This is a genomic window from Nonomuraea sp. JJY05, assembly GCF_043496855.1.
Taxonomy (GTDB): Bacteria; Actinomycetota; Actinomycetes; order Streptosporangiales; family Streptosporangiaceae; genus Nonomuraea.
In genome coordinates, this window is the sequence record NZ_JBIEIS010000002.1 from 145,107 (window position 1) to 162,685 (window position 17,579).

At 68.9% G+C, this 17,579-nt stretch carries 17 protein-coding genes; 6 read left to right on the forward strand and 11 right to left on the reverse strand.

The window, feature by feature from the left end:
* Positions 1–28: 28 nt before the first annotated feature.
* On the reverse strand, positions 29–1,147 hold the full coding sequence (locus tag ACFKCF_RS02860) for a sugar ABC transporter substrate-binding protein (RefSeq protein ID WP_394490269.1): 1,119 nt from the start codon (positions 1,145–1,147) through the stop codon (positions 29–31).
* Between the two features lie 154 nt (positions 1,148–1,301).
* On the reverse strand, positions 1,302–2,000 hold the full coding sequence (locus tag ACFKCF_RS02865; protein ID WP_394490271.1) for a sulfite exporter TauE/SafE family protein: 699 nt from the start codon (positions 1,998–2,000) through the stop codon (positions 1,302–1,304).
* Between the two features lie 130 nt (positions 2,001–2,130).
* Between ACFKCF_RS02865 and ACFKCF_RS02870 the strand changes: the two genes are divergently transcribed.
* Positions 2,131–2,895 carry a neutral zinc metallopeptidase gene (locus ACFKCF_RS02870; protein WP_394490273.1) on the forward strand — a complete coding sequence of 255 codons (765 nt, stop codon included), beginning with the start codon at positions 2,131–2,133 and terminating at the stop codon, positions 2,893–2,895.
* Here ACFKCF_RS02870 and ACFKCF_RS02875 read toward each other — a convergent pair.
* A complete protein-coding gene (locus ACFKCF_RS02875; RefSeq protein WP_394490275.1) occupies positions 2,832–3,512 on the reverse strand; it encodes a TetR/AcrR family transcriptional regulator C-terminal domain-containing protein in 681 nt (226 codons plus the stop codon). The two genes, ACFKCF_RS02870 and ACFKCF_RS02875, sit on opposite strands and share 64 nt — an antisense overlap.
* Positions 3,513–3,582: 70 nt before the next feature.
* On the opposite strand from ACFKCF_RS02875, the gene ACFKCF_RS02880 reads away from it, so the two are divergent.
* Positions 3,583–4,500 (forward strand): ATP-binding cassette domain-containing protein, encoded by a 918-nt coding sequence (locus ACFKCF_RS02880; protein WP_394490277.1) that lies wholly within the window; start codon positions 3,583–3,585, stop codon positions 4,498–4,500.
* A gap of 15 nt (positions 4,501–4,515) precedes the next feature.
* Complete coding sequence (locus ACFKCF_RS02885) at positions 4,516–5,316, forward strand: ABC transporter permease (protein ID WP_394490279.1); 801 nt, start codon at positions 4,516–4,518, stop codon at positions 5,314–5,316.
* Between the two features lie 164 nt (positions 5,317–5,480).
* On the opposite strand, the gene acnA is transcribed toward ACFKCF_RS02885, so the two are convergent.
* From acnA to ACFKCF_RS02900, 3 genes are all read right to left on the reverse strand, one after another.
* Positions 5,481–8,210, reverse strand: coding sequence for an aconitate hydratase AcnA (gene acnA / locus ACFKCF_RS02890; protein WP_394490281.1), 2,730 nt, complete (start codon positions 8,208–8,210; stop codon positions 5,481–5,483).
* A 146-nt stretch (positions 8,211–8,356) separates the two neighbouring features.
* The gene (locus ACFKCF_RS02895; protein ID WP_394490283.1) at positions 8,357–9,085 is read right to left on the reverse strand and encodes a metal-dependent hydrolase; all 729 of its coding nucleotides are present in this window, start codon (positions 9,083–9,085) and stop codon (positions 8,357–8,359) included.
* A 28-nt stretch (positions 9,086–9,113) separates the two neighbouring features.
* Entirely contained in the window at positions 9,114–9,680 is a 567-nt protein-coding gene (locus tag ACFKCF_RS02900; protein WP_394490285.1) for a LuxR C-terminal-related transcriptional regulator, read from the reverse strand.
* A 290-nt stretch (positions 9,681–9,970) separates the two neighbouring features.
* Here ACFKCF_RS02900 and ACFKCF_RS02905 point away from each other — a divergent pair, with 290 nt between their 5' ends.
* The 3 genes from ACFKCF_RS02905 (at position 9,971) to ACFKCF_RS02915 (ending at position 12,045) form a co-directional block, all read left to right on the forward strand.
* Positions 9,971–10,702 (forward strand): PadR family transcriptional regulator, encoded by a 732-nt coding sequence (locus ACFKCF_RS02905; protein WP_394490287.1) that lies wholly within the window; start codon positions 9,971–9,973, stop codon positions 10,700–10,702.
* Between the two features lie 32 nt (positions 10,703–10,734).
* Complete coding sequence (locus ACFKCF_RS02910; protein WP_394490289.1) at positions 10,735–11,277, forward strand: DUF1707 domain-containing protein; 543 nt, start codon at positions 10,735–10,737, stop codon at positions 11,275–11,277.
* An 87-nt stretch (positions 11,278–11,364) separates the two neighbouring features.
* Positions 11,365–12,045, forward strand: coding sequence for a DUF6879 family protein (locus ACFKCF_RS02915; protein ID WP_394490291.1), 681 nt, complete (start codon positions 11,365–11,367; stop codon positions 12,043–12,045).
* A 6-nt stretch (positions 12,046–12,051) separates the two neighbouring features.
* Here the strand turns inward: ACFKCF_RS02915 and ACFKCF_RS02920 are convergent, their stop codons facing one another.
* From ACFKCF_RS02920 to ACFKCF_RS02940, 5 genes are all read right to left on the reverse strand, one after another.
* A complete protein-coding gene (locus ACFKCF_RS02920) occupies positions 12,052–12,927 on the reverse strand; it encodes an ABC transporter ATP-binding protein (protein WP_394490293.1) in 876 nt (291 codons plus the stop codon).
* A complete protein-coding gene (locus ACFKCF_RS02925) occupies positions 12,927–13,868 on the reverse strand; it encodes an ABC transporter ATP-binding protein (protein WP_394490295.1) in 942 nt (313 codons plus the stop codon). Before ACFKCF_RS02925 ends, ACFKCF_RS02920 begins: the two co-directional genes overlap by 1 nt.
* Positions 13,865–14,749: an ABC transporter permease gene (locus ACFKCF_RS02930; protein ID WP_394490297.1), complete on the reverse strand. Its 885-nt coding sequence runs from the start codon at positions 14,747–14,749 to the stop codon at positions 13,865–13,867. The genes ACFKCF_RS02925 and ACFKCF_RS02930 overlap by 4 nt, the downstream gene beginning before the upstream one ends.
* Entirely contained in the window at positions 14,746–15,741 is a 996-nt protein-coding gene (locus tag ACFKCF_RS02935) for an ABC transporter permease (RefSeq protein ID WP_394490299.1), read from the reverse strand. The genes ACFKCF_RS02930 and ACFKCF_RS02935 overlap by 4 nt, the downstream gene beginning before the upstream one ends.
* Positions 15,742–15,805: 64 nt before the next feature.
* Complete coding sequence (locus ACFKCF_RS02940) at positions 15,806–17,563, reverse strand: ABC transporter substrate-binding protein (protein WP_394490301.1); 1,758 nt, start codon at positions 17,561–17,563, stop codon at positions 15,806–15,808.
* Positions 17,564–17,579: the final 16 nt, after the last annotated feature.

The following is a 17,579-nucleotide window of genomic DNA, read 5'->3' on the forward strand; positions in this document are numbered from 1 at the left end:
GACCGGTCGGGCCGCGCCCCCTTTGGTCTTATTGAATACCTGCCTCGGTGCACTTCTTGGCGAAGTCACCCGTGCACAGTTCCTCCTTGGTCACGTAACCGTCGGCCACCACGTCCTTGACGTTGTCGAGGTAGATGGCCTGCGGCTCGAGCAGCTCGGAGGGGACGTCCTGACCACTCTCGGGGTCCTTGACGCTGCCGCTCGCCGTGGGCTTCTCGCCCTTGGCCAGCGCCACCGCGAGCTTGGCCGCGGCGTCGGCCTCCTTCTTGACGGCCTTGTAGACGGTCATGCACTGGTCGCCGGACAGGATGTTCTGCAGGCCCTGGACGGTGGCGTCCTGGCCGGTGACCGGCACCTTGCCGTTGAGGTTCTGCTTCTTCAGCACCGTGATGGCGGCGTTGCCGAGGCCGTCGTTGGCGGCCAGCACGCCGGCGATCTTCGGCTGCTGGGTGAGCATCTGCTCGAAGATCGTGCCGGCCTGGGTGTTGTCCCAGTCGGGCACGGCCTGGTCGGGGCCCTTGACGTACTCGCCGGAGTCGAACTTGGGCTTGAGCACGCCGTCGTAGCCCTGCTTGAACAGCGTGGCGTTGTTGTCCGTCGGCGAGCCGTTCAGGTACGCCACGATGGGCTTGCTGGCCTTCTTGTCGGTCAGGCACTTGCTCAGGCCCTCGCCCTGCAGGGTGCCGACCTTGGTGTTGTCGAAGCTGACGTAGTAGGCGGCGCCGCCGCCGAGCGTCAGCCGGTCGTAGTCGATCGTGGCCACGCCCTGGGACTTGGCCTTGTCGATGACCGCCTTGCCGCTGCCGCTGTCCAGGTTCACGATCATCAGGACGGTGGCGCCGTTGGTGATCATCTGGTCGGCGATGGTCTGGAACGCCGTCTTGTCGTTCTGGGCGTTCTGGATGTCGTACTGGACACCGGCGGCCTTGAACGCCTCTTCGAGGTATTTACGGTCCGCCGTCTCCCACCGGGCCGAGGACTTGCTGTCCGGCAGGATGACGCCGATCTTCCCGGCCTTCGCAGCCGGGGCTGAGGCTGAGGCCGACGAGGTCGACGCGTTGGTCTGACCGCTGTTCCCCCCGCAGGCGGTGAGACCGAGGGCGAGCACGGCTGCCGCGGCGGTCAGGCTGAGGATCCCCTTGCGCATGGTGCAGGGTCCTTTCTTCCGGAGGGGCCCGGATGAATGTTGTTTGCGGCAACGTATTCCGGGATGGCCTGCTGTTGGAAGACCCTGCGGGCCGGGAGTTTGTTGTTTCGGGTAACAATCCAGAAACGTCACCTCAATCTTCCTGGCTCCGGTCTCAGGTGAGCTGTGCGATCACGTTCTGCACGAGCAGCGCCACGGCGGAGGCCGCGGCCACCACGAGCACGGCCTTGCGCACCTTGCCGCCGTCCAGATATCGCCGCAGCGGCCCCGAGACCAGGAACCCGAGCACCATGGGCACGATCAGCACCGCCCCCGTCGTCAGCGCCCGGGCCGGCAGCTCGTCCACGACCGCGAGGATGACCAGCGACTGGGCGGCGCTCAGGAAGAAGAACATCGCCAGCGTCGCCCTGATCTGCGGCCCCTTGGCGTGCTGGTACACCAGCCCCATGGGCGGTCCGCCGATGCCCGTCGCCGTCCCGGTGATCCCGGAGACGAACCCGGCGGAGGAGAGCGTCAGCCCGTTGCGCGGCACGCTCAGCGCCCGGGCCGTCAGGGCCACCGCGACGAGCACCATGACAGCCACGAAGACGCCTCTGGTGTACGCGGAGACGTAGACGACGATGACCGCGCCGATGACGCTCCCGGGCAGCCTTCCCAGCACCGCGAACCCGAGCCCGCGCCAGTCCACCATCCGCCACTCGGCGGCCAGCGTGAACAGCGGGAGCGTCACGTTGACGACCTGGATGGCGCCCGGCATGAGGTCGGGGCCGAGCATGGTGAGCACGGGAGCGGCGACCAGCCCGAGACCGAAACCCACCCCGCCCTGAACAATCGCCCCAACGAAAACCGCCAAACCGCCAACAATCAGAACCAATGCCGCATCAGTCATGGGCGAGAGTCAATCACCTTTACCTTCTGTCGCCATTCCTCCTGCGAGAGTGACCGAGCGCGGGACGCCCCCGCCGATCGTTAAGCTGCCCTCCGTGCAGTTCCTCCCGATCAGGCGCGCTCTCGCCCTCGTCTCGGTCCTCGCGACCATCTGCGTACCCGCCCAGGTCGCGCACGCCACCCCCGTCAAGAGCCCGTTCTCCAAGAAGGCCGGGAAGCTGCGCGACACCTCCTGCCCCGAGACGGCGATCACGTACGGGGGGATCCCGCGGGCCCGGCAGTACCTCGAAGCGGTCATGAAATGTCTGGACAAGTCGTGGGCCGCCTACTTCGGGCGGGCGGGACGGACGTTCAGCAAGCCCGTCGTGCGGTACTACGACGAGCCCGAGAGCACCGTGTGCGGGGTGCCGTGGCCCGAGCAGGCCGCGGCCTTCTACTGCATGGAGCGCGGCACCCTGGTGTTCCCCCTCACCGGCCGGTGGATCGAGGACAGGACCGATCTGTACCCGTTCAAGGTCGCCGCCCACGAGTACGGGCACCACGTGCAGAGCCTGTTCGGCGTCTGGCGGTCGTACCAGGCGAAGATCCGGACCGATCGCCAGGGTGAGCTGAAGCGGCGCTTCGAGCTGCAGGCCGACTGCCTGTCCGGAGTGTTCCTCGGCAGCGTGTGGGGCTCGCTGCGGCGCGGCCCGGACGACTGGGCGGCGCTGCTCGACGCCACCCGGGCCGGCGGCGACGAGGACGGCTACCGCAGCCACGGCAAGGGAGCCACCCGCGTCTACTGGCTCCAGCGCGGCTACCGCGCCGCCTCGCCCTCCGCCTGCGACACCTGGTCCGCGCCCGCCGCCAAGGTGTCCTGAGCCCTCAGGCGGAGCTCCATGCCGTCGAGGATCAGCTGCAGCCCGCCCTCGAACGACAGGTCGCCCTGCGGGTCGCCCACCTCCGCCAGGCCCGCCATGAGCCGCGGATAGGCCGCCTGGAACTCCTCCATGTCCGGCATGCCGAGCTCCCCGTCCGGACGCGTCCGATCGGCCTGCTCCTCCAGCGCGAAGCCGGCCACGTACCCGCTCACCGTGAACAGCCCCCGTGCCGCGTCCCCGGCGCTGAAGCCCGCCGCCTCCAGCCCCGCCATCGCCCGCTCCACCGCGGCGAACAGCTCGGACGACGGCCGCGTGCCGGCCACCAGCTTGGCCCCGTCGCGATAGGAGTTGAGCATCGCGCGGTCGGCGTGCGCGTAGCCGGCGACCCACTCCCGCCATCTGCCCGGATCCGTCAGCGTGGGGCGGGACGTGTGCGCGGACATCATCGCCGCCGCCATCGCGTCCAGGAGCTCCTGCTTGCTCTTGAAGTGCCAGTAGAGGGCCGGGGCCTGCACGCCCAGCTCGCCCGCGAGCCGGCGCAGCGTCAGCCCGTCGAGCCCGACCTCGTTGAGGAGCCGGAGCGCGGTCGCGACGATGGTGCCTTTTTCGAGTGCCACGGTTGACAGCTTAACAACGTTCAATGCACCCTTAACGCTGTTAGATTTAACACCGTTAAAGGGGGTCGTCATGATCCACGCGGAGGGATTACGGAAGCGGTACGCGGCCACCGAGGCGCTCAAGGGCATCGACCTGGACGTCCCGGCGGGCACCGTCTGCGGGCTGCTGGGGCCGAACGGGGCGGGCAAGACCACCGCCGTACGCATCCTCGCCACGCTCCTGCGCCCCGACGCGGGCCACGCCGAGGTCGCCGGGCTGGACGTGGTGCGCGACGCGGCCCGGCTGCGCTTCCGCATCGGCCTGGCCGGGCAGCACGCGGCCGTCGACGAGCTGCTGACCGGTCGGCGCAACCTGGAGCTGTTCGGGCGGCTCTACCACCTGAGCAGGGCCGAGGCGCGGCGCAGGGCGGCCGAGCTGCTGGAGCGGTTCGAGCTGGCCGAGGCGGGACAGCGGCCGGTCAGGGAGTACTCGGGGGGCATGCGGCGCCGGCTCGACCTGGCGGCCAGCCTGCTCGTGTCGCCGCCGGTGCTGTTCATGGACGAGCCGACCACCGGGCTCGACCCGCGCAGCCGGATGCAGCTCTGGGAGCTGCTGCTCGACCTGGTCAGGGAGGGCACGACGCTGCTGCTGACCACGCAGTACCTGGACGAGGCCGACCGGCTCGCGGACCAGATCGTGGTGCTGCGGGAAGGCACGGTGGCCGCGGCGGGGTCACCGGCCGAGCTGAAGAGGCAGGTCGGCGGCGATCGGGTCCAGGTCGTCTTCCGGGAGCCGGGCGACGTGGACGCGGGGCTGCGGCTGCTGCGCAGTGCGGGATCCCCGGAGATCGAGAGCGCCGAGGGGCGCCAGGTGACCGTGCCCGCGGCCGACGGCGCGCAGTCGCTCGTCCGCATCGCCGGCGCGCTGGACGCGGCCGGCATCCCCGTGGAGGACCTGGCGCTGCGGCGGCCCACCCTCGACGAGGTCTTCCTCCACCTGACGGCCTGACAGGGAGCCGGAGAGATGTACGAGACGCTGCGCTGGACCCTGCATGACTCCCTCGCCATCGCCGGCCGCACCTATTCGCGGCTGAAGGCCCAGCCGGGCGAGATCGCGGGATTTCTGGTGTTCCCCGTGATCATGACCGTGCTGTTCGGCTACGTCTTCGGCAGCGCGATCACCCTGCCGGGCGGCGGCGACTACCGCGACTACCTCATGCCCGGCATCTTCATGCAGGTCATGGCCATGACGGCGACCTCGGCCGCCACGACCGTGGGCGAGGACATGGCCCGCGGGATCATCGACAGGTTCCGCGCCCAGCCCATCGCCCGCAGCGCCGTGCTGGTCGGGCGGAGCGTGGCCGACCTGTCGATGCACCTGCTGTCGCTGTCGGCCATGGTGCTGACCGGAGTGCTGCTGGCCGGGTGGCGGGCGCACGGGAGCCTCGGGGCGACGGCGGCGGCGTTCGGGCTGCTGGCGCTCTTCGGGTTCGCGATGATCTGGGTGGGCACGTACATCGGGCTGTGGATCCGCAGCGGCGCGCAGGCCGACGCCGCCACGTTCGGCTGGCTGTTCCCGATGACGTTCCTGGCCAACACGTTCGTCCCCACCGAGGGGCTGCCGGCCTGGCTCAAGCCCGTCGCCGACTGGAACCCCATGAGCGCCGTCGTGGCCGCCACCCGCGGCCTGTTCGGCAATCCCACCTCGGTCTCCTCGGCCTGGCCGCTCCAGCACCCGGTGGCCGCGAGCCTGATCTGGTCGGCGGCGATCCTGGCGGTGTTCCTGCCGCTGGCCGTCCACCGCTACCGGACGATGTCCCGATGACGAAGAGCCGCCCGGCGGGGGTTGTCCCGCCGGGCGGCTCTTCTTTGTGTCGGGTGGTTCCCCCGATACGGGCGCGTGAGGATCGCGCCCCACCCCCGGCTTCAACGAGCGGCCAAGGGATCCCGGCCCCCGCGCGGCTCATGACCGCGCGCGAGCCCGGGAAGTCACTTCGCGAGCAACGAGCGAAGAACGTACTGCATGATCCCGCCGTGCCGGTAGTAGTCGGCCTCGCCCGGCGTGTCGATGCGCACGATCGCGTCGAACTCGACCTCGCCGGCCTTGACGTGCACGGTGCTCGGGATGCCGCCGGAGTTGAGCTCCTCGACACCCGTGATGTCGAAGGTCTCCTCGCCGGTCAGCCCGAGCGACTGCGCCGAGGCGCCCTCGGGGAACTGCAGCGGGAGCACGCCCATGCCGATCAGGTTGGAGCGGTGGATGCGCTCGTAGGACTCGGCGATGACCGCGCGCACGCCCAGCAGCGCCGTGCCCTTGGCCGCCCAGTCACGCGAGGAGCCGGAGCCGTACTCCTTGCCCGCCAGCACCACCAGCGGCGTCTCGGCCGCGGCGTAGTTGACCGAGGCGTCGTAGATGAACGACACCGGGCCGTCGGGCTGGGTGAAGTCGCGGGTGTAGCCGCCCTCGGTGCCCGGCGCGATCTGGTTGCGCAGGCGGATGTTGGCGAACGTGCCCCGGATCATCACCTCGTGGTTGCCGCGCCGCGAGCCGTAGGAGTTGAAGTCCTTCACCTCGACCCCGTTGGCCTGCAGGTACTGCGCGGCCGGGGTGCCGGCCTTGATGGAGCCGGCCGGCGAGATGTGGTCGGTGGTGACCGAGTCGCCGACCTTGACCAGCACGCGGGCGCCGGCGATGTCGGTGACGGGCTCCGGCTTGGACGGCATGCCGTCGAAGTAGGGGGCCTTGCGGACGTAGGTCGAGGACGGGTCCCACTCGAACGTGTCGCCGGTCGGGATCGGCAGCGAGCGCCAGTGGTCGTCGCCCTTGAACACGTCGGCGTAGTCGCGCTCGAACATGTCACGGCCGATGGAGGAGTTGACCACCGCGGAGATCTCCTCCGGCGACGGCCAGATGTCCCGCAGGTAGACCGGCTTGCCGTCGTTGCCGAGGCCCAGCGGCTCGGTGTCGAGGTCGACGTCCATGGTCCCGGCCAGCGCGTACGCCACCACGAGCGGCGGCGAGGCCAGGTAGTTCATCTTGACGTCGGGGTTGATGCGGCCCTCGAAGTTGCGGTTGCCCGACAGCACGGCCGTGACCGCGAGGTCGTTGGCCTGGACGGCCTCGGAGATCTCGGGCGGCAGCGGACCCGAGTTGCCGATGCAGGTGGTGCAGCCGTAGCCGACGAGGTTGAAGCCGATCTTGTCGAGGTACGGCTGGAGCCCCGAGCGCTCGAAGTAGCCGGTGACGACCTGCGAGCCGGGGGCCAGCGAGGTCTTGACCCACGGCTTGCGGGTCAGGCCCTTCTCGACGGCGTTGCGGGCCAGCAGCGCCGCGCCGAGCATGACGTACGGGTTGGAGGTGTTGGTGCACGAGGTGATCGCGGCGATCGAGACGATGCCGTGGTCGATCTCGAACGAGGTGCCGTCGGCCAGCGTGACCGCCACCGGCTTGTGCGGCCGGCCGCCGTTGGCGCGGGCGTTGGAGGCGGGCGCGTCGGAGGCCGGGAAGCTCTCCTCGACCGCCTCATCGACACCGTCTTCGACGTAGTTCTGCACGTCGTGGCGCCAGGTCGCCTTGGCGGCCGACAGCGCGATGCGGTCCTGCGGGCGCTTGGGGCCGGCGATGGACGGCACGACGGTGCCGAGGTCGAGCTCGATGTACTCGGAGAAGACCGGCTCGGGCGCGGACGGGTCGAGCCAGAGGCCCTGGGTCTTGGCGTACGCCTCGACGAGCGCGACCTGCTCCTCGGAGCGGCCGGTCAGGCGCAGGTAGTCGACGGTCTGGCCGTCGATCGGGAAGATCGCGCAGGTGGAGCCGAACTCGGGGCTCATGTTGCCGATCGTGGCCCGGTCGGCCAGCGGCACGGACGCGACGCCCTCGCCGTAGAACTCCACGAACTTGCCGACGACGCCGTGCTTGCGCAGGATCTCGGTGATCGTCAGCACCAGGTCGGTGGCGGTGGCCCCGGCGGGCAGCTTGCCGTTGAGCTTGAAGCCGACCACGCGCGGGATGAGCATGGAGATCGGCTGGCCGAGCATCGCGGCCTCGGCCTCGATGCCGCCGACGCCCCAGCCCAGGACGCCGATGCCGTTCTCCATCGTGGTGTGGGAGTCGGTGCCGACGCAGGTGTCGGGGTAGGCCTTGCCGTCGCGGGTCATCACCACGCGGGCCAGGTGCTCGATGTTGACCTGGTGGACGATGCCGGTGCCGGGCGGGACGACCTTGAACTCGTCGAAGGCCGTCTGGCCCCAGCGCAGGAACTGGTAGCGCTCGCGGTTGCGCTCGTACTCGCGCTCGACGTTGCGCTGGAAGGCGTCGGGGTGCCCGAAGTAGTCGACGATGACCGAGTGGTCGATGACCATCTCGGCCGGCGCCAGCGGGTTGATGCGGGCCGGGTCGCCACCGAGGTCACGCACGGCCTCGCGCATGGTGGCCAGGTCGACCACACAGGGGACGCCGGTGAAGTCCTGCATGATGACGCGCGCGGGCGTGAACTGGATCTCCACGCTCGGCGCCGCCTTCGGATCCCAGCCACCCAGCGCCCGGATGTGGTCGGCGGTGATGTTCGCGCCGTCCTCGGTGCGGAGGAGGTTTTCCAGCAGGATCTTCAGGCTGTACGGGAGGCGTGCGGCGCCCTCGACGGCATCCAGCCGGAAAATCTCGTATGACGCGTCGCCGACGCGTAGCGTGTCACGGCTGCCGAAGCTGTTCGCGGACACGGTGATTCGCCTCCTCCATCAGACATTTTCTCAGACCAAATCCTGCCGCACTCTTCGCACGACCAGCACGTTAGGTGACCCTAACCAGCAAGCCCGGCGGCGGATGTCTCGACGTCAAGATATCTCTAGAATATCTCGACATCAAGTTAAATGGGTGCCAGCCGCCAGAACAGCAGGCCGACGATGGCCACCGACAGGATCGGCGCGAGGATCTTCTGCTCGAACTTCTTGCCGGTCTTGATGCCGATCTTCCACGGCAGCAGGAACTTGGCCCCCAGCGGCCACAGCACCGGACAGCCGCGTTCGGTCATGCAGTCGCCGACGACATGGATGAGACATCCGATCGCCACCGCGAGGCCCAGCCAGGCGTAGCCCACGCCGAGCGAGAGGAAGACGGCGTACAGCCCGGCGGTCAGCCCGATGTTGATCATCGCGGAGCCCGCCTTGTTGCCGGGGATCCCGACGCCGATCGCCCGCAGGGCCAGGCCGATGAGCAGCACGACCATGATGTCGCGCCCGATGGGATAGGTGTTGGCCAGCCAGTGGGTCCCGAATCCGAGCGCCACCGCGAACGCCAGCGAGTGGGTCGCCCCTCGGTGCCCGCCGCTGACCCAGCACACGGCCTTGCTGAGCGCCCACGTGATCGGCCCGAACGTCTGCGCGATCGTCGCGCTCGGGTGGTCGAGGTCCGGCAGCATCGCGGCGCCCGCGCAGATGAGGGCGCCGGCGATCAGCTCCGCCGGGCTGAGCGCGGTGGCCATGATGCCCGTCTCGACGAACCGGGACGACTCGTTCAGCAACGGAAGTGCGGCGAGGGGCGGCGCCAGCCCCAGCCAGGCGATGGCCCCTGTCATCGCATGCGTGTGCCCCATCATGATCCGGACTGTACGGCAAAGAAGTCCTTTACGCGCCAAGACCCGCCTGGCGGGCCTTCACGACGGCCTGAGCCCGATCCGCGACGTGTAACTTGGCGAAAATATTGGATACGTGGTTTCGAACGGTCTCCTCCGACAGCACCAGCCGCCGGGCGATGCCGGCGTCCGACAGGCCGCCGGCGATCAGCTCCAGCACCTCGTGCTCGCGGCCGGTCAGCTCGCTGAACGGGCCGCCGCGGGCGCCGGCCCGCATGGCGGCCAGCAGCGACTCGTCGTCGTCGAACATGGTCAGGACCAGCACCTTCACCCGCGGCAGGGCGGCCACGATGCGCCGGGTGGCCTCGACGCCGCCGAGGCCGGGCATGTGCAGGTCCATCAGCACGCCGACCGGCTCGGCGCCCTCCAGGGATCTGACCGCGCCCTGCGGGTCGCCGCCGACGGCGATCCAGAAGGACTGGGCCTCGACCCCGTGCACGAAGGCGAGCCCGGTCATGGGCAGCGGCAGGAGCACGCCGGTCGTCCAGGCCAGGATCGGCGAACTCCGTCTGGACAGCAGGACGAAGACGACGGCGGTGCCGGCGAGGAACACAGGCATGCCGGGAGTGTGCGGTGGGACCTGTCCTGGGCACCTGGGTGCGCGGTCCCGAATCGTCCGGGCAAAAGCCCCGCAAACGCAGACGAGGCCGTCTCCGCGGCGACAGCACCCCCCAGCCCTGCCGACGCGGAACGACCTCGTCTGCTCTAGATAACGAGCCTTTCCTCAATCCTGTTCCCGGATTCCGCGACTTTTTCGTGATCTGGCTCACTCCCATCCCAGCCTTGCGAACGACACACTACCGATATATCGTTGACGCATCGAGAACAGATCACGATATAGGGGGAGAAATGGATTCCGCACAGGCAGCAGGCGGGCACTGGCCCGGCGCGCACGAGTACCGGCAGGCGGCCCGTGAGGCCAAGCAGGCCGCCCGCGAGGCGTTCAGGGCCGTTTCCGAGGCCATCGACGACATGGGTGGCCGCCGCCACCATCACGATCACCGCCAGCGCGGCAGGCGCGGCGGTCCCGGACCGTTCCCGTTCGACTGGGGGCGCGGCGGTCCCTGGGGCGGCCCCGGCGGGCCGTGGGGCGGCCCCCGGGGCTGGGGCGGCCGGGGCCGCAAGGCCAAGCGGGGCGACGTACGCGCCGCGATCCTGGCCCTGCTCTCGGAGGAGCCGCGCAACGGCTACCAGATCATCCAGGAGATCGCCGAGCGCAGCGAGGGCGGCTGGAAGCCCAGCCCCGGTGCCGTCTACCCGGCGTTGCAGCAGCTCACCGACGAGGGTCTGGTGATCTCGGAGGAGAGCGAGGGCCGCAAGACCTTCCGCCTCACCGAGGCGGGGCGCAACTACATCGAGTCGCACGCGGACGAGGTCCGGGCCCCGTGGGACGAGATGCGCCCTGACATCGACGACAACACCGCCGATCTCTGGCACATCGCCCGGCAGTCGGCCTTCGCCATGATGCAGGTTTTGCAGACCGGGAACGACGCACAAATCCGTGAAGCGCGTAAGACTCTTATAGAGACCCGGCGCAAGCTCTACCAGATCCTGGCGGACGACGAACCGGGCGAGGAGTGAGCGCGAGCTTCCGAAAGGATTCGGGATCAGGTATGGACTCGCACGACCTTCGTATCGGCGACGCCGAGCGTGAGCAGACGATGGCCGTCCTGCGCGAGCACTTCGCGCAGGGCCGCCTGACCCACGAGGAACTCGACGAGCGACTCGACCAGACGCTGGCCTCGAAGACGGCACGTGACCTGGCGAAGGTGACGGCCGACCTGCCGGGGCCGCAGCCCGCGCCCGGCTACCGCGAGCCGGCTCCCCACCACCCCCGCTACGACATGGACGGCTGGCGGGAGGCGATGTCGGCGCACCGCCGGCAGATGCAGTCCATGCACCAGGCCCACCATGACATGCGGCACTCCATGCACCAGGCCCACCGGGAGATGCGCCGTCAGTGGCGCGAGCAGCGCGGCAACCAGCCGTGGCGGCATCACCATCGCGGGCCGCACCCGTTCGTGGGCGTGCTGTTCGTGTTCATGGTGCTGGGCCTGATCTTCGGCGGGTTCGGGATCTTCAAGGCGCTGCTCGTGGTGTGGCTGGGAGCCATGCTGTTCAGCCTGATCCACCGGCGCTTCCACTACCGGCGCTGACGGTCCGCCCAGATCGTTTTGGGCCTTGACCCTGTCTGAGGCTCATTTCATGATCGGGGCGGATCTTCAGAGTCGAAGGGACGCCGCATGACCCAGCAGGGCGCTCCGGCCCGCCGCACGAACCCGTTCGCCGCCGTCGGCCGAGCCGACGGCCTCGCCCTGGACGTGCCGGAGTACCAAGCCGGTTTCGACCGCGACCACGCGATCTGCCCCGAGCCGATGTGGAAGCTGGAGCGGGCCCAGCACTTCTACGAGCCCGACGTGGCGAGCTGGCGGGCCATGATGGACGGCGACTGGGAGCGTTCGCTGGCCCTGACCGCGCGCATGGCGGCGACCGTGGCCGACTATTTCCGGCACCGCGTCCCGGTCAGGCGGGTACGGGTCGTCGAGTTCCCGATCACCTCGTACCTGCAGTGGGAGATGCACATCCTGGCCCTGCGCGCCAGGGCCGGCTCCCCGTGCCGGGTGGTGCCGGCCGAGCGGGTGACGGGCCTCGACCCGATGCCGGAGCTGGTGATCTTCTCTCCGTCCCTGATGTACGAAGTGCTGTACGACCGGTACGGCGGGGGCATGGGCGGGCGGCGGATCACCGATCCCGCGATCGTGGGGCCGTGCCTGCGGACGGTCCAGGAGCTGTTCGCCGAGGGGGAGAACGTGCTCGACTTCCACGAGCGGGAGATCGCGCCGCTGCCGCCGCCGGTGGTGACCGACGAGATGCGGGCCGCGCTGCCCGCCTACGCGCACCGTACCGAGGAGTTCCGGGTCTGACCGGCCTCAGCAGGCCGGGAGCCGGGCGCAGGCCACGAGATGGCCGGGCTCGGCCTCCAGCAGCGCCCCGGTGCCGCCGCGCTCGTGGTAGAGGCAGGTGTCCACGGGCGTGGCGTCGTCCCAGGCCTGGTGCAGGCGCGGCACGGCCGACAGCAGCTCGCGGGTGTACGGGTGCAGCGGATCCCCGAAGACCTTGTCCGTCAGCCCCATCTCGACCACGCTCCCCTGGCGCAGCACCACCGTGCGCTCGGCGAGGTAGTTGCCGAGCGAGAGGTCGTGCGTGATGTAGAGCACGCCGAGACCCCTGGTCTTCAGCTCGGCCAGCAGGTTGAGCACGTCGATGCGGGTGGAGGCGTCCAGCATGCTGGTGATCTCGTCGGCCACCAGCAGCTTGATGTCCAGCAGCAGCGCCCGGGCGATGAGCAGGCGCTGGAGCTGGCCGCCGCTGAGCTGGTGCGGATACTTGCCGAGCACCTGGTCGGGGTTGAGCCGCACGTCGCGCAGGCACGCCGAGACCCGTGCGCCCCACTCGGCCGCCGGGACGGACGGGTAGTACGCCTCCTTGACCAGGTCGAACACCCGGTCGGCCTTGAACACCGGGTTGAAAGAGCTGAACGGGTCCTGGAAGATGCCCTGGATGTGGCGGTAGTACTCCTTGCCGCCGCGCACGGGCCGCCCGTCGAAGGTGATCGTGCCGCTGGTGACCGGGTTCAGGCCGAGGATCATCCGGCCGATCGTGCTCTTGCCGCTGCCGCTCTCCCCGATCAGGGAGACGACCTCGCCGGGCACGACCTCGAAGCTCACGTTCCGTACGGCCGCGACGCTCTTGCCGCCGAACGCGCCGATCCTGAATTCCTTGGTGACCTCGTCGAGTTTCAGCATCAGGCCTTCCAGCAGGCGACGTGATGGTCGGGGGCGAGCTCGACCACGGGCGGCTCCTCGGCGCACTCCTCGCCCGCGATCGGGCAGCGGTCGCGGAAGCGGCAGCCGGCGGGCGGGTCCAGCAGCGACGGCGGGCTGCCGGCGATGCCTTCCAGCCTGCGGTCGGCGTAGCGGACGCCGACCTCGGGCAGGGAGTCGAGGAGCAGTTTCGTGTACGGGTGGCGGGGGGCCTTGACGATCACGTCGGCGGGCGCCTTCTCGGCGAGCCTGCCCGCGTACATGACCATGATCGTGTCGGCGATGTGGTGGGTGAGCGCGATGTCGTGGGTGACGAAGATCATGCTCTTGACGTAGCCGCTCTCGCGGAAGCCGAGCAGCGCGCGGGCGACGGCCTTCTGGGTGGAGACGTCGAGCGCGGAGGTGACCTCGTCGGCGATCAGCAGGGACGGGTCGAGCAGCGTGGAGATGACCATCACCATGCGCTGCTTCATGCCGCCGGACAGCTCGATCGGGTAGCGGTCGAGCACCTCGCGGGGCAGGCCGACCTGGTCCATCCGGCGTTCCAGCTCGGCGGCGTCCAGCTCCGCGCCCCTCGACCTGAGCAGCTCGCCGACCATCTTGCGGATCTTGCGGGTGGGGTTGAGCGCGCTCATGGCGTACTGCGGGATGAGGGAGACCTCCTTGAAGCGGAAGTCGTTCATCCTGCGGTCGTCGGCGATGGGCAGCTCCCGGCCGTCGAGCACGACCCGGCCGCCGACGTGGCGCATGCGGCCGTCCATGCGGATGAGGCTCTTGCCCAGCGTGCTCTTGCCGCAGCCGGACTCGCCGACCAGGCCGAGGATCTCGCCGTCCGACAGCTCGAAGGACATGCCGTCGAGGGCGCGGACCTCGCCCCTGAGCGTGCGGTAGTACACCCTGAGCTCGCTGACCTGCAGGCTCATGTCTCCCTCAGTTTCGGGTTGAAGACCTCGTCGAGGCCGACGTTGGCCACGTACAGGGCGCCCACGATGGCGGTGATGGCCGCGCCCGGCGGCACGAACCACCACCACATGCCGAGCTGGAGCGCGCTCCACTGGTTGGCGTTCTGCAGCATCAGGCCGAGCGAGACCCCCTCGGTCGGGCCGAGGCCGATGAAGTCGAGCGAGGAGGCGATGAGGATCGAGCCGCCGAACAGCAGGATGAACGTCATGAACAGGTAGGAGCTCATGTTCGGCGCGATCTCCCTGGTGATGATCTTCCAGGTGCTCGCGCCGCTCATCCTGGCCAGGTCCACGAACTCCCTCGTACGCAGCGAGAACGTCTGCGCCCTGATCGCCCGCGCCGCCCACGGCCACTGCGTCAGGCCGATGAACAGGCCCTGCACGGCCACGCTCCTGATCCCCAGGTACGCGTTGATGATCAGCAGGACGGCCAGGGTCGGGATGACGAGGATGACGTTGGTCAGCATGTTGAGCACCTCGTCGACGATGCCGCCGCGGTAGCCGGCCACGAAGCCGACGAGCATGCCGATGGCCGCCGCGATGCCGCCCCCGACCACGCCCACGGCGAAGGTGCTGCGCAGGCCGTGCACGAACTGGAGGAAGATGTCCTGGCCGAACGTGGTGGTGCCGAACCAGTGCCCGGCCGAGGGCGGGCTCATGGGCTGGGGGCCGTACTCGTTGGGCGTGCCGCCGGTCAGCACCGGCCCGATCAGGCCGAGCAGGAGCAGCACTAGCACGAGGCCGAAGCCGAACATCAGCTTGCCGTTGCGCACCGCGAAGTAGAGCGCCTCGCGCCGGACCCCGGCCCGCTCGCGGGGGGCGACTTCCTGGAGTGCCGTCATGCCTGCGCACCCGCCATTCCCGCCCTGGTACGCGGATCGACCACGACGTAGACGATGTCGATGATGAAGTTGGCGATCAGCACGCCGAGCACGATGAACAGGAATGTGCCCTGGAGCAGGAAGAAGTCCTTGTTCTTGATGGCGTTGAGGATCAGGCTGCCCAGGCCCGGATAGGCGAAGACGATCTCGGTGACCAGGGCTCCGGCCACGATCACGCCGAGTTGCAGGGCCAGGCCGGTGATCTGGGGCAGGACGGCGTTGCGGAAGGCGTACCTGCGGATGAGCCTGGCCGGCGCGCCCAGCGCGGCCAGGTAGTTGGAGTAGTCGGACTCCAGCTCATAGATGATCATGTTGCGCATGCCGATGGCCCAGCCGCCCAGCGCCACCAGGAACAGCGACAGGAACGGCAGCGTCCAGTGGTGCACCAGATCGAGCAGGAACGTCCACGACCAGTTGGGCCGCATCGAGAAGCTGTAGCCGCCGGCCACCGGGAAGAGGCCGGCGATCACGCCGAGCGCCCAGGCCAGGAGCACGGCCAGCCACATGTACGGCATCGCGGTCAGGACGTACCCGACCGGGAGCACGGTGTTGTCGAGCAGCTTGCGCCGGGCCGCGTACGCGCCGAACCGGTTGCCCACCACCCAGCTCAGCAGCACCGACGGGATGATCAGGGCCAGCGTGTACGGCACCGCGCTCATGATCACCGAGCTGACGGGCGACGGGAACAGCCAGATGCTGATCCCGAAGTCGCCCTTGAACAGCGCGGCCCAGAAGTTGACGTACTGCGTGATCAACGGCTGGTCGAAGCCGAAGAGGTTGCTGTAGTAGACCCGCATCGCCTCCGCGGCGGCCGGCTGGGTGACGTTGGCCCTGGCCACCATGCTCGCCACCGGGTCGCCGGGCATGAAACGCGGGATCATCCAGTTGACCGTGACAGCGACGAAGAAGGTCAGCCCGTATATGAGCAGTTTTCTGCCGAAATATCGACGCACGTGATGCTTTCTCCGTGAGAGCCGTGAAAGTCCCCCGCTCCGGCGGGAGCGGGGGACGATGGGGTCAGGAGCCGGAGGGCTGGAGCTGCGTGAGGGTCTCGAAGCCACCCAGTTCGAGCCAGTTGTGCCACATCACGGCCGGGGTCTTGGGCGTGCTGCCCGCCGCGGCCGGCCAGTTCTTCCAGACCTGGTTGCTCGACTGCGCCCAGAGGCCGTTGTACCAGAGCGGGATCACCGGCAGGTCGTCCAGGTGGATCTGCTGGAGCTGGGAGATGATCTTCTTCATGCCCTCGGCGTCGTCGGTCTTGACCTGGTCGAGCTGCTTGGTCAGGCCCCAGGCCCGCTTGTTCTCGTAGCGGGCGAAGTTGACGGTGTTCTGCTGCTTCTGGATCGGGAGCTGGAAGACGTACTCGTAGTAGGTGTACGGCGAGTTCGACAGCTGCCGCTCGTTGTTGATCAGCAGGTCGAAGTCGCCCTTGGCGCGCTTCTCCACCAGGGCGTTGAAGTCGGGGAAGTCGGGGGTGATCTGGATCCCGGCGGTCTTGGCGCTGGCGGCGATGGACCTGGCCGACTCCATCCAGTCCGTCCAGCCGGACGGCACGATGATGGTCAGGCTGATCTTGGAGCCGTCCTTGTTCTCGACGTACCCGTCGCCGTCGGTGTCCTTGTAGCCGGCGTCGGCCAGCAGCTTCTTCGCCTTGGCCGCGTCGAAGGCGAACCCCGACTTGGCCACCACGCCCTGGTCGACGTACTGCTCCCACTGCGGCAGCAGGCCGGTGGGGCTGGCGGCCTTGACGAGGTTGCCGTACACGCCTTCGACGATCTTCTTGACGTCGACCGAGGAGGCGAGCGCCTTGCGGAAGGCGGGATCGTCCATCGGCTTCTTGGTGGTGTTGGGCACCAGCCACGCGGTGTTGGCCGACAACATGTACGGCGGCTCGCTGTAGTAGGTCGTCAGGCCGAAGTTGCCCTTCACCAGGTTGGCCACGCCGGGCAGGAAGTTGTTGCTCAGGTCCATGCCCTTCTGCAGCAGCAGGCCCATCGCGACCTCGTTGCTCGGGGTGGCGATGTCGACGATGTAGCGCGGCTTGGGCTCCATGTTCAGCGCTGCCTTGCCCCACCAGTCGTCGCGCCGCTGCAGCACGACGCGGTCCTGGTCCTTGGCCATGAACTTGTACGCGCCCGTGCCCACCGGGTTCTCGTTGATCCCGTCGAGCACCTCCTTCTCCGAGCGGCCCTTCCAGATGTGCTCGGGGACGATCGACCGGCTGTACAGGTTGAAGTCCCACTGCTGGTAGTTGGCCGTGGAGAAGGTGAACTTCACCGTCTGGTCGTCGGCGGCCTCGACGCTCTTCAGCCAGGTCCACAGGTTGTGGTACGGGATCGTCTCCATCTTGCCGAGCTCGAAGGAGTACACCACGTCCTTGGCCGTCAGAGGCTGGCCGTCGGCCCACTTGACGCCCTGGCGGATCTTGACCTGGTACGTCTTGTCGTCGGCCCACGAGCCGCTCTCGGCCAGCCAGGGGGTCAGCTTGCCGGCGGTCGCGTCATAGTGGAACAGCGTCTCGTACACCAGGCCCTTGGTGCCCGTGGCGTGGTCCCATTCCCTGATGGGGTTGAAGTTGACGGGCGGTCCCCACTGGGTGCCGGTCGTGTAGAGCGTCTCGTTGCGCGGCAGCGAGTCGGGGTTGGCATTGGCCACCGCGCCCTGGCTCTGCGGCTGGGAGGCCGGTGGGGTCGGCGTGGCTCCGCCGCCGGTGCAGGCCGCGGCGAGCAGGCCCGCCGCCACGAGCGGAATCATGATCCGAGCCCGGTTTCGCATCGCTTCTCTCCTTCCT

Bases quoted from the DNA above. Each gene is read 5' to 3' on its own strand.
- ACFKCF_RS02885 (WP_394490279.1), top strand. From the start codon at position 4,516: ATGTACGAGACGCTGCGCTGGACCCTGCATGACTCCCTCGCCATCGCC.
- ACFKCF_RS02860 (WP_394490269.1), bottom strand. From the start codon at position 1,147: ATGCGCAAGGGGATCCTCAGCCTGACCGCCGCGGCAGCCGTGCTCGCC.
- ACFKCF_RS02925 (WP_394490295.1), bottom strand. From the start codon at position 13,868: ATGAGCCTGCAGGTCAGCGAGCTCAGGGTGTACTACCGCACGCTCAGG.
- ACFKCF_RS02880 (WP_394490277.1), top strand. From the start codon at position 3,583: ATGATCCACGCGGAGGGATTACGGAAGCGGTACGCGGCCACCGAGGCG.
- ACFKCF_RS02940 (WP_394490301.1), bottom strand. From the start codon at position 17,563: ATGCGAAACCGGGCTCGGATCATGATTCCGCTCGTGGCGGCGGGCCTG.
- ACFKCF_RS02915 (WP_394490291.1), top strand. From the start codon at position 11,365: ATGACCCAGCAGGGCGCTCCGGCCCGCCGCACGAACCCGTTCGCCGCC.
- ACFKCF_RS02905 (WP_394490287.1), top strand. From the start codon at position 9,971: ATGGATTCCGCACAGGCAGCAGGCGGGCACTGGCCCGGCGCGCACGAG.
- ACFKCF_RS02900 (WP_394490285.1), bottom strand. From the start codon at position 9,680: ATGCCTGTGTTCCTCGCCGGCACCGCCGTCGTCTTCGTCCTGCTGTCC.
- ACFKCF_RS02895 (WP_394490283.1), bottom strand. From the start codon at position 9,085: ATGATGGGGCACACGCATGCGATGACAGGGGCCATCGCCTGGCTGGGG.
- ACFKCF_RS02920 (WP_394490293.1), bottom strand. From the start codon at position 12,927: ATGCTGAAACTCGACGAGGTCACCAAGGAATTCAGGATCGGCGCGTTC.
- ACFKCF_RS02930 (WP_394490297.1), bottom strand. From the start codon at position 14,749: ATGACGGCACTCCAGGAAGTCGCCCCCCGCGAGCGGGCCGGGGTCCGG.
- ACFKCF_RS02910 (WP_394490289.1), top strand. From the start codon at position 10,735: ATGGACTCGCACGACCTTCGTATCGGCGACGCCGAGCGTGAGCAGACG.